Origin of the sequence: Bradyrhizobium sp. CCBAU 11434 (genome assembly GCF_028128895.1) — a bacterium.
Taxonomy (GTDB): domain Bacteria; phylum Pseudomonadota; class Alphaproteobacteria; order Rhizobiales; family Xanthobacteraceae; genus Bradyrhizobium; species Bradyrhizobium zhengyangense.
In genome coordinates, this window is the sequence record NZ_LBJX01000091.1 from 19,431 (window position 1) to 34,412 (window position 14,982).

At 61.2% G+C, this 14,982-nt stretch carries 12 protein-coding genes and 1 pseudogene; 9 read left to right on the top strand and 4 right to left on the bottom strand.

Annotated features, from left to right (window positions below; translation table 11 throughout):
• Nucleotides 1-718 precede the first annotated feature (718 nt).
• Together XI06_RS22415 and XI06_RS22420 are read left to right on the top strand one after the other, a co-directional pair.
• The gene (locus XI06_RS22415; protein WP_237874426.1) at nucleotides 719-1,297 is read left to right on the top strand and encodes a hypothetical protein; all 579 of its coding nucleotides are present in this window, start codon (nucleotides 719-721) and stop codon (nucleotides 1,295-1,297) included.
• Between the two features lie 134 nt (nucleotides 1,298-1,431).
• Nucleotides 1,432-1,551 (top strand): annotated as a pseudogene (locus XI06_RS22420) (transposase); the annotation flags it as partial.
• A gap of 154 nt (nucleotides 1,552-1,705) precedes the next feature.
• Here the strand turns inward: XI06_RS22420 and XI06_RS22425 are convergent.
• From XI06_RS22425 to XI06_RS22440, 4 genes are all read right to left on the bottom strand, one after another.
• The gene (locus tag XI06_RS22425) at nucleotides 1,706-2,044 is read right to left on the bottom strand and encodes an aldose epimerase family protein (protein WP_237874423.1); all 339 of its coding nucleotides are present in this window, start codon (nucleotides 2,042-2,044) and stop codon (nucleotides 1,706-1,708) included.
• A complete protein-coding gene (locus XI06_RS22430; RefSeq protein ID WP_271606574.1) occupies nucleotides 1,978-2,190 on the bottom strand; it encodes a hypothetical protein in 213 nt (70 codons plus the stop codon). The genes XI06_RS22425 and XI06_RS22430 overlap by 67 nt, the downstream gene beginning before the upstream one ends.
• A 143-nt stretch (nucleotides 2,191-2,333) precedes the next feature.
• A complete protein-coding gene (locus XI06_RS22435) occupies nucleotides 2,334-3,647 on the bottom strand; it encodes a UDP-glucose dehydrogenase family protein (protein WP_271606539.1) in 1,314 nt (437 codons plus the stop codon).
• A gap of 138 nt (nucleotides 3,648-3,785) precedes the next feature.
• On the bottom strand, nucleotides 3,786-4,805 hold the full coding sequence (locus XI06_RS22440) for an NAD-dependent epimerase/dehydratase family protein (protein WP_237872866.1): 1,020 nt from the start codon (nucleotides 4,803-4,805) through the stop codon (nucleotides 3,786-3,788).
• A gap of 271 nt (nucleotides 4,806-5,076) precedes the next feature.
• Between XI06_RS22440 and XI06_RS22445 the strand changes: the two genes are divergently transcribed.
• From XI06_RS22445 to XI06_RS22475, 7 genes are all read left to right on the top strand, one after another.
• Entirely contained in the window at nucleotides 5,077-6,192 is a 1,116-nt protein-coding gene (locus XI06_RS22445) for a glycosyltransferase family 4 protein (protein ID WP_237872865.1), read from the top strand.
• Between the two features lie 67 nt (nucleotides 6,193-6,259).
• Nucleotides 6,260-7,435, top strand: coding sequence for a glycosyltransferase (locus XI06_RS22450; RefSeq protein WP_237872864.1), 1,176 nt, complete (start codon nucleotides 6,260-6,262; stop codon nucleotides 7,433-7,435).
• Between the two features lie 502 nt (nucleotides 7,436-7,937).
• On the top strand, nucleotides 7,938-9,161 hold the full coding sequence (locus XI06_RS22455; RefSeq protein ID WP_237872863.1) for a polysaccharide biosynthesis/export family protein: 1,224 nt from the start codon (nucleotides 7,938-7,940) through the stop codon (nucleotides 9,159-9,161).
• Between the two features lie 260 nt (nucleotides 9,162-9,421).
• Nucleotides 9,422-10,582, top strand: a complete 1,161-nt coding sequence (locus XI06_RS22460; RefSeq protein ID WP_249802134.1) for a glycosyltransferase family 4 protein — start codon at nucleotides 9,422-9,424, stop codon at nucleotides 10,580-10,582.
• A gap of 51 nt (nucleotides 10,583-10,633) precedes the next feature.
• Entirely contained in the window at nucleotides 10,634-11,833 is a 1,200-nt protein-coding gene (locus XI06_RS22465; protein WP_237872861.1) for a glycosyltransferase family 4 protein, read from the top strand.
• Nucleotides 11,834-11,902: 69 nt separating this feature from the next.
• Nucleotides 11,903-13,315: a hypothetical protein gene (locus tag XI06_RS22470; protein WP_237872860.1), complete on the top strand. Its 1,413-nt coding sequence runs from the start codon at nucleotides 11,903-11,905 to the stop codon at nucleotides 13,313-13,315.
• A gap of 179 nt (nucleotides 13,316-13,494) precedes the next feature.
• The gene (locus XI06_RS22475) at nucleotides 13,495-14,937 is read left to right on the top strand and encodes an oligosaccharide flippase family protein (RefSeq protein WP_237872858.1); all 1,443 of its coding nucleotides are present in this window, start codon (nucleotides 13,495-13,497) and stop codon (nucleotides 14,935-14,937) included.
• The last annotated feature ends 45 nt before the right edge of the window (nucleotides 14,938-14,982 follow it).

The following is a 14,982-nucleotide window of genomic DNA, read 5'->3' on the forward strand; positions in this document are numbered from 1 at the left end:
ATCGCCGCGACACCGGACATACGCGTCCCGACCCAAAGGCGCGGACGTTGCCTGCGATGCCACGGCCCTATCGTCCGGGCTGGATGGGACGTGGCGCCGAAGGTCCTGTCTGTCGTGGAGAATGCGGACATTTTCGATCGTGGTTTCGGCGCGGTCCGGTACGTCAGAAATGGCTTCCGCGACGGCCGCGGCGCGCAATGTGCAGCATGCGAAGGCCGCCATGATCTGTCCCGTGCCTTGGAGCCCGCTACATTGGGGCCGCCGGCAAGCTCCCCGAGCCAAACCACTCGTAAAGCCGCAACGACGAGAGATAGGAAGCATTGATGCCCGGTACCCGATCCGGGGGCGGTGAGAAGGTGACCGAGCGGGCCGATGCGCTTTTCAAGCCCGAAGCGACGGCTGCCGAAGGAAATCACACTGCCTGCCTTTCGGGATTGGGGCCGAGAACTGGGCCTTGTTAGGCACCAATTCTAGTCGCTGCGCGTCCTGAGCAGAGCCGCGCCCGGGCCGTTCGCATCACGTCCGGCTCGCACGATGTACGCTGTCCGATGTACGCTGCCCCAAGTGCTGCTTCCCCGCTCGACTGTCCTCAGCAGATTTCATAAAGGAGTATGGTCGGCTGAGGAGCGAATCGTCGATGGGAACGTGGTGGTATTTCAGATGGGCTTTGTCGAACATTTGGCCGGGGCGAACTGAGTTGCACTTAATTTGCGATGCGATCCGCCTCCGCCGATCGGTTCTGGCCGCAGTTCTCGCCTCTCTTGCAAGCCCTTGTTTTGCCGAATCTACCACCACAATCCCGGCGAACAATCCGCCTGCCCAGCAAAATTCGCTTGTCGACATGCTCGCGCTGATGTCGGGCCACTGCAAGACGCTGAAGGTCGCGGGCCACCCCTTTGCCTGCAAGACTGTGGCCTTCGCCCATGACGACAAGGGCCGGGTCAATTTCGCCGTTGCCGTCGATGACCCCAGCGACGAGAACCACGTCGTGTCGTTCTCCGGCGAGAATGGCAGGCGGGCTGATGACAATTCCTACGAACTGCCGATCGATCGCGTGCTGCTCAACTCCAAGGACCGGCCGAAGGTCGACGGTCTGCCGGTCCCGGCCGAGCAGAGTTCCACCGGCACCTGCCGCCAGACTGGCAATTTCGCCGCCAGGAAGGTGAAGGACATCACCTGCTCGGCCACCGACAGCGAAGGCCGGACCTATGAACTGCTATTCGTCTCCGACGGCACGCCGGTGAGCGTGCGGCGCATCCGGCAGTCGTCGCCGTCAATCCAGGATCCGTTCAGATAACGGCCTGCTAGTCGCATCTCACGTTCATCTGGACGGCGCGCATTCTTAGCGTGGAAACTCCGCCTGGACCGTAACCTCCTACTGAGTATTTCCTCCAGAAGGAGTTAGAGTCCGCCGCGAAGAAGGACGGACAGATGAAGCGAGCACGGTTCACGGAAGAGCAGATTTTCGCGGTGTTGAAGGAGCATGAGGCCGGGGCGAAGACGGCCGATCTGGCTCGGAAGCGCGGCCACTGCCCTGCCCCGCTGCATAGCGGACCGCGTCACTGTTGATTGGGGCGATGATGACGGCGTCGCTGGCGAACAGGGCTTCCGACAGAGGAAGCACCGTCCCTCGAACCGGACACGGATCGGTTGCCGCGAGGAGAATGCGGCCGTCGAACCGGCGATGGCTCCTGTTTTGCGAAAGTCAGCGCATAGCTCTCTTTCGGTACTCCGGCTTGAAGCGGCCAATTGAAAGCCGGATGGCCACCGAGCGGCACCGGCAGTCTCCTCGCCGGCGTTGACGATCTTCAGCACCACGTCGTGGCCGTTCAGCGTCGAGCGTGTAAGTCACGGTCAACCGAAACGCGAAAGGATAGAGCGCGCGCGTAGCCTCGCTGTCTTCGAGCAGCAGGACGCAACGCCTCTCGCCGCGCTCCGTCCACGCGAAACGGCTGTCGCGTGCGAAGCCGTGCTGATTCATCCGGTACGTTTTGCGCCGGTGGCGCAGTTCGTCACTGGCGCGGCGCCCGACGATCGGAAGCAAGAGCGGCGCATGCGCGGCCGGGCGGGCCCGGCCTGCCTCAGGAATTCGGTGCCGTCCTTGTGCTTAAGCGAGCACATCTCGGCGCCGTGCGCGTTGGTCGTCGCGGTGAAGGAGCCGCTGCGCATCGGGTGCCTGTCGTCGGTCATGACGGTCTTCATAGTGGGCAGCGAGTCTGACGGACAGCAGCAACCTTATGTTACCGGATCATACCGCATTGGAGACGATTTTGCCCGCATCGGCGTGAGACGGCGGAAAAGCCGCGAAGCGCGGCTCGCTGCCGCTGATTCCGCTAGGCCTCGGACGACCGCCCGACGCTCTCATAGGCGAAGCCTGCCGCGGCCATCTCTTCGGGGGGATAGATGTTGCGGAGATCGACAACGACGGGCTGAGCCATGATCGCCCTCAGCCGGTCCAGATCGAGCGCACGGAACTGGACCCATTCGGTGACGATGACTATTGCATCGGCGCCTTGCGCGCAGGAATAGGCATCTTCGCAATAGGTGATGCTGGGCAGCTCACTCTTGGCCTGCTCCATGCCGACGGGATCGAAGGCCTTCACCTTCGCGCCCATGTCGAGCAGACCGGTGACGAGCGGGATCGACGGCGCATCGCGCATGTCGTCGGTGTCGGGCTTGAAGGTCAGGCCGAGCACCGCGATGGTCTTGCCGCGCAAGGAGCCGCCGAGCGCCTGGCTCACTTTTCGCGCCATCGCGCGCTTGCGGTTCTCGTTGACTGCGAGCACGGATTCAACGATGCGCAAGTTGACGTCGTAGTCCTGCGCGATCTTGATCAGCGCCTTGGTGTCCTTGGGGAAGCAGGAGCCGCCGAAGCCGGGACCGGCGTGCAGGAATTTTGTGCCGATGCGGTTGTCGAGGCCAATGCCTCGGGCGACCTCCTGCACATTGGCGCCAACTTTCTCGGAAAGATCCGCGATCTCGTTGATGAAGGTGATCTTGGTCGCGAGGAACGCGTTCGCCGCGTATTTGATCATCTCGGCGGTGCGGCGCGCGGTGAACATCAGCGGCGCCTGGTTCAACGACAGCGGTCGGTAAATGTCGCCCATCACCTTGCGGCCGCGCTCGTCGGAGGTACCGACGACGACGCGATCAGGAAACTTGAAGTCTCGGATGGCAGCGCCCTCGCGCAGGAACTCCGGATTCGATGCGACCACGACGTCAGCCGACGGATTGGTCTCGCGGATGATGCGCTCGACCTCATCGCCGGTGCCCACAGGCACGGTCGACTTCGTCACCACCACGGTGAAACCGGAGAGCGACTGCGCGATCTCCTTCGCGGCGGCGTAGACGTAGGAGAGATCGGCGTGACCATCGCCGCGGCGTGACGGCGTGCCGACCGCGATGAACACGGCATCGGCATCCGCAACCGGCTTCGACAGATCGGTGGTGAAGCCGAGCCGCTTGGCCTTGACGTTGTTGGCGACCAGCTCGTCCAGGCCAGGCTCGTAGATCGGGATCTCGCCGCGATGGAGCGCTGCGATCTTCTTCTCGTCCTTGTCGACGCAGGTGACGTCGTGACCGAAATCCGCAAAGCAAGCCCCAGACACCAGCCCCACATAACCCGTGCCGATCATCGCGATTCGCATGAAAAACTCTTTCCGTTGAAGATGGATGTTCCATTGAACACCCTAGACGATTTCTCTATTCGGCCGCTCGCCCAACAATAGGACAAGCTGTATCGAACTGAGGGCATACGACGACACAGTGCCGTCGATCGCGAGATATCAGACGCCGTGGTACGCGCGATACCATTCGACGAAGCGGGCAAGGCCCTCGGCGATCGTCGTCGACGGCGCGAAACCGACGTCGCGCTGAAGAGCGGAAATGTCGGCGCGCGTCTCCAGGACGTCACCGGCCTGCATCGGCAGCAGCTTGCGGATCGCGGGCCTGCCGATGATCTTCTCAAGGGTATCGACAAACTCAACCAACCTGACTGACCTGTTATTGCCGATGTTATAGATGCGATACGGCGCATAGCTCGTCGAATTTTCCGGCGCTTCCGCATTCCACGAGGGGTTTGGCGCTGCGGGCCGGTCGAGAGTGCGGATCACGCCTTCGACGATGTCGTCGACATAGGTGAAGTCGCGCCACATATCGCCATTATTGAAAATCTTGATCGGCTCATTCGCGAAAATCGCGCGCGTGAATAGATAGGCGGCCATGTCGGGCCGGCCCCACGGACCGTAAACGGTGAAGAAGCGCAGGCCGGTCACCGGCAACTTGTGAACATGCGCAAACGTGTGCGCCATCAGCTCGTTGGCCTTCTTGCTTGCGGCATAAAGGCTCACGGGATGGTTTACCGATTGCTCGGTCGAGTACGGCAAGGTGCGGTTGGCGCCATAGACCGAGCTCGACGAGGCGTAGACGAGATGCGAGAGCTCGCAGCGCCGGCCGGCCTCGAGCACTGTGACAAAGCCGTCACAATTGGCACGGATGCTGGTGATGGGATCGTCGATCGACGCGCGCACACCGGGCTGAGCCGCGAGATGGACGACGCGATCGGGCGAGACTTCATCGAAAACGCGCTTCACCGCGGCAAAATCAGCAAGGTCGATCTCATGGAAGCTGAAGCCAGGACGAGACTTGAGTTTTTCGAGCCGCGCCCGTTTCAGCGCGGGATCGTAATAGGGCGTGAATGCATCGATCCCAACAATCTGTTCGCCACGCGCCAACAGCCGTTCACAGACGTGCATTCCGATAAAGCCGGCTGCGCCGGTTACGATTACTGGCCGCAAAGATGTCATTCTCTTCTCGTTCCGCGAAGCAATGCCAGACCGGTCATATCAAAGCCAAGTTTTCAACGACGACGATCGTCGCGCCAAGCCGCTCCATGTAGGCGCATCGAAATGTGTAGGAAACATGATGGCGCCATGCATCCTCGCATGCTACCCGCCTGCGAGGATGCTCGGACGATAGCGCTGCATGTGCTAGAGATCATAGACCGTACGTTCGGCGCGGTTGCCCAGTCTTGAGGCATCGTTCGCGCAAGACACGCGCAAAAGAAACAGATCGGCTTTGAAACTCTCCATCAACGGCAGGTTCCTGTCACAATCGCTTACGGGCGTGCAACGCTATGCCGCCGAAATCGTCAAAGCGATGGACCGCCTGCTAGCGAGCGGGAATGCCCCATCGCCACTTTTGGATGCAGACTGGCAGATTCTCGCGCCACCGAATGCGCAAACCCTTGGCGGCCTTTGTCGTATCAAGATCAAACGAGTGGGATCGCTGCAGGGTCACGCCTGGGATCAGCTGGATCTGGCGCGCGCGGCGGCGGGCACGCGCCTCGTCAGTCTCGCCAACTCCGGCCCTGTGCTTCACCGCGACCATCTCGTCGTAATTCACGACGCGCAAGTCTTCAAACGGCCGGACTTTTTCAGCTGGCGCTACCTCGCCTTGCATCGATCGCTCGGTCATTTGCTGGCACGCACGGCAACCATTGCAACGGTTTCAACGTTTTCACGCAACGAACTTGCCGACGCTCTTTCGCTGGATCCCGGGTCCATTCCGATTATTCCCAACAGCGCAGAGCACTTCGCCTCGATTGAGCCCGATTTCTCGATCATCGAATCGCTGCGTCTCGAGCCCTACCGGTTCTTCCTCTTCGTCGGCTCGATGACGAAAAACAAGAATGTCGACACCGCCATTCGTGCGGCCGAACGGCTCGGTCGCGCGGATTTTCCGCTGGTCGTGGTGGGCGGCGACAACAGCAAAGTCTTTGGCGGCGGCGTCACCAAATCAAGCGCCGGGTTCATCGTCGCGGGGCGCCTGAAGGACGAGGAGGTCGCCGCACTCTTCGCCCGCGCTGCGGCGTTCGTTTTTCCGAGCCTTTACGAGGGCTTCGGCATTCCTCCGTTGGAAGCGATGTACTTCGCCTGCCCCGTCATTGCGAGTTCCGCTGCAGCCATACGCGAGACCTGCGGCGATGCGGCCGTCTATTTCGATCCACTCAACCCTGACGAGCTATCCGCAAGAATGCGCGAAAGAATCGATCTGGGCAGGATCTCTGCAGCCGAACAACAGAAGCAGCAGGGGCGGCTAGCGACCTATTCGTGGACCAAGTCGGCCGCAGCCATACTCGAGGTCCTCGCCCAATCGACGCCGCGAGCCATCTCCGGCGGATCAGCGCGATGACTCGGCCCAAATTTTGCTGCTTACAGGCGCTAGATGTGCTGCCTCCAAGACAAGGAAGGATCGACTGTTGTCCAGCGGCCTTAAGGTTCTGCACGTCGCCGAAACGGTGAGAGGCGGCATCGCGACCTACCTCAACGAGCTTCATCCGCATCAGAGCGCGAGCTTCGGGCGCGGAAATGTCAGCTATGTCGTTCCGTCTGACCATCGCGATGACCTGGTCAGCATCGAGGATGACGCCATCACCACCTTCCCGCGCGACGGCCGCAACGCTATGGGCCTGTTCGCTATGCTATCGGCGACCATGCGCGCGGTTCGCCAGTTACGGCCGGACATCATTCACCTTCACTCGTCGTTCGCCGGGCTCGTGGTGCGTCCGATGCTGTGGCTAACTTATCGGCATTCACGTATTGTCTACTGCCCGCATGGATGGGCGTTCGGCCGCGAGACCGGTCGTGTTAGTCGCGCAATCACGCAATTCACAGAACTTGCGTTGTCGAAGTTGACCCACCGGATCGTCTGCATCTCAAGGAGCGAACAACTCGATGCCACGCGGGTCGGAATTGCGACGAAACGCCTAGTTCTTGTGCACAACGGGATTTCCAAACAGCGCCCCGCGCTTAATCAAGAGAGCGCATCGGCATCGGAGAAGATATGGCGCTCGGACAAGATCAAGGTCCTCTTTATCGGACGTCTGGATCGCCAAAAGGGATGTGATCTTCTTATCAAGGCGGCGCGTGAGTTGGGAGAAACGCTCGATGTCCGTATCATCGGCGCCTCCGTCGTCAGCAAGTTCAACATGAGCGACCTGCCGGCTAATGTCTCGCTGCTGGGCTGGATGGATCGCAACCAGATCGAGGCCCAGTTGGACGAGGCAGACCTGGTCGCGATTCCCTCGCGCTGGGAAGCGTTTGGCCTGGTCGCGATCGAGGCAATGAGGGCTGCCAAACCGATCATCGCATTTCGCATCGGCGCACTACCGGAAATCGTCGAGGACGACGTCACCGGCGTGCTCTGCGATGAGGTCACGCCCGAAAAGCTTATTGACGGATTTCAGCGCGCGAGCCGACTGGATCTCGCTGCGGTCGGCCGGGCCGGCTATGAACGTTTCGTCCGCCTCTACGACATCGAGCAGACCCACCGGACGCTCGGTCAGGTGTATGCCGACGTCCTGCACATGGGCGAGAATGAAGCCGGACAGCCGGCCAATCTGCAGTCAGATTTCTCAAACAATCTGAGACCTTAGCGATAGACGATCAGCAGCTAGCATCGCGACAAGTGTGATCGGCGTCGATGACGCATTGAGCCGACAGCGACCACGCGATCGCCAACATGACCACCATCGCGCGCATATAGAAGCCGGCCGCAAACGACCCGGGTTGCACAATTTATCTTCGCCTTCCCTATGGGTTGACCAACAACGTGAAGATCGTCTTGCCGCCTTGCGGAGGCACGCTCATCATGAGGGCTTCCACATTGTCCAGGTTCCGCCCTCGCATACTTGCCACAGATCGCCTCAATCACGACATCGATCCGACACTCACCTGTCTATTTTGCAAATTGCACAGAATGGCAGCAGACCTCTGTTCGACGCTCAGACTGCAGTTCTCACTCGTGTATCGCTTCGCGAGTTGCAATAAGGTCACAGGCATGAGTGCTTCACCATGATCGCGAAGACGCAGCAGTGACTCACTAGCCGGACAGTTGCTACGGTATTTCAGGTGTTAAGTATGTGCGAGGGACCAACATTGGCTAAGACCGAACAGGCTCATTCGAATTTCGGGACTAGCCGGATTCTGGCCGTCGCAGCGATCAGCATCTGCTTGACTGGCTGCGCGGGCTTCATTCCCCTGGACGCTCCCGATGCCGCCGCAACGCATACTCATGCCGCACTGATCACCGAACCGAGCGCGCCACTTGCCTATGCGCTCATGCCCGTCAATCCGGCAGTGCTCCAGGCGACCAACGCACTTACAGATTCATCCGGACTGATCTTCTCCCATCTCCCCGGCGGCAATTACCGCGACGTCACGATCGGCGTCGGCGACATCGTCACCGTGACCGTGTACGAAGCCCAGGCGGGCGGCCTATTCATTCCGCGTGAAGCCGGCGTCAGACCGGGCAACTTCGTCGACATTCCGCGCCAGCAGGTCGACCAGTCTGGCAATATCAACATCCCCTACGCAGGATCGGTCAAGGTCTCCGGACTGACGCCGCGTGCCGTCTCCAACATCATCCGCGAGCGCCTCAAGGATCGTGCCATCGACCCGCAGATAGTCGTGAGCGTTGCAGAACAGCGCGGCAACCAGATCAGCGTTCTCGGCGAAGTCAATTCGCCCCAGCGCTTTCCGATCGACCCGGGCGGCATTCGCCTGATGAGCGCGATCGCGCGCGCCGGCGGCCCCAAGTACCCGTCCTACGAGAGCACAATCACGATCAAGCGCGAAGGACGCACCTACAACGAGTCGATGTCGTCAGTGGTGCATCACCCGAGCGAGGACGTGCTACTCGCGCCGGGCGACGTCGTCTTCCTCACACGCATTCCCCGCGTCTACATGGCATTCGGCTCGACGCCGTCGCCCGGATCGATCGGTGGAACCAACAACCGCCGCTTCACCTTCGAGAACGACAACATGTCGCTCGCCGAGGCGCTCGCAAAGGCCGGCGGCCTCGACGGAGGGCGGGCGGATTCCAAAAACATCTACGTCTATCGTTTCGAGCCGAAGCCGCTACTCCAGCAGGTTGGTATCGACGCATCGCAATTCCCGACTATCTCCGTCCCCGCCGTCTATAAGTTCGATATGAGCAAGCCGGACGGCTGGTTCCAAGCTGACACGTTCCGGATGCGCGATCACGATGTGATCTCCGTCGCGGAATCGCCATCGACCGAGTTCATCAAGCTCATGGCCCCGCTCGACGCGGCCTCGACTAATGCGTCGAACATCTCCAGCGTCGTAGTCAACTCCAAGTAACGACTGCGCTCGATACTCGTGCCTGCCCGGACGGATCTCACTATCGGCGGAGGTTCGGGCAGGATGTCATGGCCCGCTTCTTGAATATTGTGTGACTATTTCGGTCTCATTCCGGCGTGATCGTTCACGCCGTTTTGGGCTCGAATGCGATTGCAGATCCAGGTTTTGCGTGGCAAGCGAGGTGCGCTCCCGTCATCGATCAACGTACGAGGCGATCGTTGAAGATACTCATCGTGAACTCCCTCTACCCTCCCGACATCATGGGCGGAGCCGAGGTGTCAGTGTCGCTGCTCGCCGAAGCTTTCAAGCGCAACGGCCATCAGGTCACCGTGGTCTGCCTGCAGAAGGCAGGCGACATCTCGGTCGGGGATCGCAACGGCATTCGCACCTACAGGGTGCAGATCGATAACGCGTACTGGCCGTTTGGACAGGACCGCAAGCCGCCTCGGATCGATCGCTTGCGATGGCATCTGCGGGATACCTGGAACAGGCGCGCAGCCACGCGATTTGGCGCGATTCTCGACACCGAGAAGCCGGATGTCGTTCACACCAACAACCTGACCGGATTTTCCGTGTCCCTGTGGGCAGCGGCCAAGCGCCGCAACATCCGGATCGTCCATACGCTGCGCGACTATTCGCTAATCTGCAAGCGATCGACGCTGTTCAGCAAAGGCGCCACTTGCGAGCAGCGCTGCCTTTCATGCTCGACGATGACCATGCCGCACCTCTACGCATCCCGGATGGTCGATGCCGTGGTCTCCAACAGCCAGTACGTCCTCGACCGGCATCTGAAACTCGGCTTCTTTCCGAACGTTCCGCACAAGGTGATCTACAACATCGCGGACTCCAGCGTCCGGCCGGCGCCGCCGGCCTCCGACGCCGACGTGACGTTCGGCTTCATCGGCCGCATCGAGCCGGAAAAAGGCATCGACGTCGTGCTCAAGGCGGTCTCTCTGCTCCCGGAGCATGGCTGGCAACTCAAAATCGCCGGAAAGGGCCTCGAAGCTTACGAACGAGACTTGAGGAGAAGATATGATAATCCGAAAATCAAATGGCTGGGTTTCGTAAAGTCCACGGAGTTCTACTCCACCGTGGATATCTGTCTCATCAGCTCGGTCTGGCCGGAGCCGTTGCCGCGCACCCTGATAGAAAGCATCAACGCGGGCCGGGCAACGATCTGCTCCACCGCCGGCGGAATACCGGAGATCTCTCATTTCTCGACGACACTCGGCTCGTACGAACCAAGTGACTTCCACGGACTGGCCGAACTGATGAAGCAGGCAATCAGCGAGGCGCCCAATTGGAAGAAGGCTTTTCCACCACGGCCTGAATTTTCTGCCAGCTTCACGCCAGAAGCTGTCACCCGACAATATCTCGACGTCTATTTGGAAGGCACTTTGAACACCGATGGAGACAAATGAGAAGGACTCTCGGGGGTCGTTCAAAGCTGCATATTGGATGAGATTCTTGGCATGAGGATTTTGATCACATCGTCACTGTACCCGACACCGGGCGCGCCGAAGGTGATCGGCGGCGCCGAGATATTCGTGCGCCGCATTGCCGAAGGCCTGCTCCAGAGCGGCGACACCGTCGAGGTCGTTCGGGCTGCCTCGCTTCCCGAACAGCCGATGGAGACGAGCGGCGGTATCGAGGTGTATTCGGCCCCGGTCAGGAATATCTACCGGCCCTTCACCGGACAGCGAAGCGCGCCGGCGAGGGGTTTGTGGCATGCGATGGAGGACTGGAGTCGAAGCGCCGACCTTGTCGCCAGCAGAATAAAGGCCTTCAGGCCGGACGTGCTCCATTCCAACAACCTTTCGGGCCTCACCCCGGCGGTGTGGAAGGTCGCAGCCGAGCTCGGCGTACCGGTTCTGCACACGTTGCACGACTACTATCTGACCTGCCCGCGATGCTCGCGCTTTTCCGACGGAAAGACGTGCGAGCACACCTGCATGAGCTGTACTTTGCTGACGATCAACCGCCGCAAGGCGACCAGATATCTGCGCGGCGTGGTCGGCGTCAGCCAGCGCATTCTCGACATCCATCTCGAGACCGGTCTTTTCGCCGACACCGAGCTGCGCAGGGTGATTGCGCATGCATCTACGATGCCGGTCTCCGCGCCCACGAAAGGCCCGGCCGGCCCGCCGCTGACATTCGGCTTCATCGGCCGTCTCACCGAGGAGAAAGGCATCTATAACCTCGTCAAGGCTTTCGCGGACCTACCGCGCGACCGCGTGCGGCTCGTCATCGCAGGGGTCGCAGGCGCCGAAATCCAGCACGAGCTCAGGGCAATGGCGCCGAAGGCGCATATCGAGTTCCTGGGATTCGTCGAGCCCGAACAATTCTATCGCCAGATCGACGTCGTCGTGATCCCGCCGATCTGGGAGGAGCCGGGCCCGCTGGTCGTGGCCGATGCCCAGGCGGCACGCAAGCCGTTTCTGGGGACGAGGTTTGGAGGAATTCCGGAGGCGGTGAAACGCGGCGCAGTCGGCTGGTTGACCGCGCCTGATCCGAAATCCCTTGCTGACAGTATCCTGCGGATCATCGCCAATCCGCAGGAGCTGGCCAAGATGTTCGAAAGACTTGCCAACAAGAACGATCATCGCACCTTTGCCGATGTCATCGACGAATATCGCGACGCCTTCGCGCTCTTGAGCCGGCACCCGCGATAATCCTGGGATGGCTATTTTGCGCAACGCGTCTGGACTTTCCTGCGCCCTGCCCCGCAGCTTGAACGCCCCATGACCCGTCTGTTCGCACTCGTCGGCGTGGTCTACCAGAGCGCGGCGGCGATCATTCTCATCTTTCTGCTGGGCCGCGTGCTCTCGCCGCTCGCCTACGCCAAATTTTCGCTCACGCTCGCTTCGAGCCAGCTGCTCAGCGTGCTGATGTTCGAGTGGCTGCAACTGGCCGGCGTGCGCTTTTTGGCTGCGGCCGGGGAAGAAGACGCCGCACGGCTAAGATCATCCCTGTTCGGCGCCGCGCTCGCCAGCGCAATTGTGCTGCTGGTGATCGGGGGCCTCGCGGCCGCGGTCGTGACGCTGATTTCCGCCAGCGTGGGGCTCGTCGGCCTCGCACTCGCCGTCGCCCAGGGCGCAACGGATCTTCACTTCATGGTGGTCCGTGTCTCGCACCGGCTCGGTGCAGCCGCCTTTCTGCTCATCCTCAGGGCCACGTTGATGGTGGGCGGCGCATCCGCGGGCGCATGGCTCTACGGCACGGCCAATGCCGCGCTCGTGGGCATGCTGGCCGCCCAGATCGCCAGCCTGTTCGCCGGCCAATTATTGCATCCCCACGTCCTACGCAGCGTGGCGCGCTCCGCCCTGCTCGAGGACTGGAGCGGCTTTGCCCGCTACGGGATGCTTGCCGCCGGCGCCTCGGTGCTACACCTTTCGGTTCCCGTCTCGATCCGCTTCGTCGTCGTGTCGGTCCTGGGTGATGCCGCACCCGCAGTCACAGCCGGATTTTCGATGGCCATCGACCTCCTGCAGCGGCCGTTCGCGGTGCTGGTCGCCGCCATTCATACTGTCAACTATCCGGAAGTGGTCCATCAATTCGAGCGCGGCAGTGCCAACGAGGCCCGCGCTGCCGTGGCGCACCTTCTCGATTTCATCATGTGCGCCACCCTGGTGATGCTCGGCGGGCTCATCGGCTTTCTTCCCGATGCGGGACATTTATTCGTTCCATCGTCCATTCTGGCGAGCTTCCTGCAGACCTCGGCCGCCGCAGCCTGTTTCTATTTCATGCACTGTCACCTGCAATCCACGCTCGCGATCGTTCCCCACCTGACGAAATCGGCAATGCGCCTCGTCGTCGTCGCTCTCTGCCAAGTGGTGTTGGTCCTCGCCGTCGCCGTGCCGACGCAGGCCATGACGGCAGCGCCGACCTACGTCCTCGTCAGCGCGATCCTCGCAACCGGAGTGGTCATTGTGCTCGCGAGCGGGCCGATGTTGCGGTTCGGCGCAGCGCCGCGATGGGGCCTTGTCGCGGCATCCGTTGCCGCCGGCACGTTCATAGCCACATTTTCGGCCATTTCCTCGCCGTCCGTGGTTTGGCTGATGCTGAAAATCGCGATCGCCGCCGCGATCGTCGCACTGCTAGCGTGGAAGGGACGTTTCTTGGAGGCCTCCGGCGCATCGCGCTCGGTGGTGTAACGATGGCGTGACATCTCGATGCGAGATGAGAAGCACTTTGCCCAACGACGCGGCAACACATTTCATAACTTCGCTGCTTGTCTTGCCAGTTGTGCATGTGCGAGATAAACGCGCGGTAACAGGGCTGGGTCATTGGAACCTGAGTGGGTGTCACGCCGTGGCACCCGGAGATCGACGGAATGCTGAAAAACCTGCTGTCGATGTCCGGCATGAACGTTCTCAAGTCCGGTCTGCAGTTCGCGATGACCGTGATGATGACGTATTTCGCGGCGCCCGCCGAATTCGGCCTCGTGACGTTCTCGCTGCCCTTCGTCGGATTCATCGCGCTGTTGACCGATCTCGGCATGTCGAGTGCGATGGTTCAGCGACGTACGCTCGATAGGGATGAAGCCGGCGCGGCGATCACGCTGATCTGCGCTATCGGCCTGGTCTGCGCCGTGATCCTGGCGGCCATCGCCGCGCCGCTCGCCAGCGGCCTCGAGATGGAGGGATTGGGCAGCGTTCTGGCCACCTTGTCGATCTCGGTGGTGCTTTCCATCGCAGCGCTGGGCCCGCGCGCCGTGCTTGAACGGCATCTGCGTTATCAGACCGTGGCGACCGTGGAGATCGTCGCTGTCGTCGTTTCGGTCATCACATGCGTGGCGGGCGCCTTTCGGGGCTGGGGTGTCTGGGCACTGGTGAGCTACTACGTGGTGGTGCAGGTCGTTCGAGCTGCGGCTTTCGCAATCATTGCGCAAAGAGACGTCCGGCTTAACTTTCAGTGGAGCCGCGTGCGCTCGATCCTGACCTTCGGCGGCTGGGTGCTTGCCAGCAATCTGCTCAACTTTGCCGGCCGCGCCGTCGGCAACCTGCTGATCGGCGGCGCCGTGGGCGCGGCTGCCGTCGGCTTGTACGGGCTCGCCTATCAGATCATGATCCTGCCGCTGATGGTCATCACATGGCCCGGCAGCGGCGTCCTGATGGCGACGCTCAGCCGTCAGGCGGTGACAGGATCGCTGAAGCAGCGCAACGAGATCATTTGCGGCGTGCTGTCGCTGACAGCAGCCGTGGTCTTTCCCAGCATGCTTTATCTCTCGTTCGGCGCCGACTACCTGTTCACAGCATTCTTTCCCGCCAAATGGACCGGCATCATTCCACTGGTCGGACTGATGGCGATTGCCGGGGCGGCGCAGTCGATCACCGCCTACAGCGGCGCCATGCTGCTGTCGCGAGGCAAGGCGCAGCTTCAATTCTGGGTCTCGACTGCCAACAGCCTTTCGACGATCGTGGCCTTCGTCGTCGGGCTCAGGTTTGGGCTGATCGGGATCATCAAGATCTACCTCGCGGTGACGCTGATCGTCTCCATCGCCACAATGCTGATCACCTCCTGGGAGACCAATCTGCCCATCGCCAATCTGGTCAGGGCACTCGCGCCCGCAACTGTCGCCACGATCCTCGGCCTCATCGCCGCAAATCGCGCAATGGAAATTCCGGCCTCCCCGGCGTCAGCCTGGCTGCTTGGCACGACCGCTTACATCGTGACGATCGCGATCTGTTATCTGCTGTTTCATCGCCAGCTGGTACGGAGTCTGCTTGGTCTGCGCGATCTCGAACTGAGCAAGGAGCGCGTCCCCGCCACCTAGCCGCCGGCGCGCGCCGGACCGCAGAAGATCGATAAGATGAAATCG

Coding starts and splice junctions, on each gene's coding strand:
- XI06_RS22470 (WP_237872860.1), top strand. CDS start 11,903: ATGACCCGTCTGTTCGCACTCGTCGGCGTGGTCTACCAGAGCGCGGCG.
- XI06_RS22465 (WP_237872861.1), top strand. CDS start 10,634: ATGAGGATTTTGATCACATCGTCACTGTACCCGACACCGGGCGCGCCG.
- XI06_RS22460 (WP_249802134.1), top strand. CDS start 9,422: ATGGGCGGAGCCGAGGTGTCAGTGTCGCTGCTCGCCGAAGCTTTCAAG.
- XI06_RS22435 (WP_271606539.1), bottom strand. CDS start 3,647: ATGCGAATCGCGATGATCGGCACGGGTTATGTGGGGCTGGTGTCTGGG.
- XI06_RS22440 (WP_237872866.1), bottom strand. CDS start 4,805: ATGACATCTTTGCGGCCAGTAATCGTAACCGGCGCAGCCGGCTTTATC.
- XI06_RS22430 (WP_271606574.1), bottom strand. CDS start 2,190: ATGACCGACGACAGGCACCCGATGCGCAGCGGCTCCTTCACCGCGACG.
- XI06_RS22475 (WP_237872858.1), top strand. CDS start 13,495: ATGCTGAAAAACCTGCTGTCGATGTCCGGCATGAACGTTCTCAAGTCC.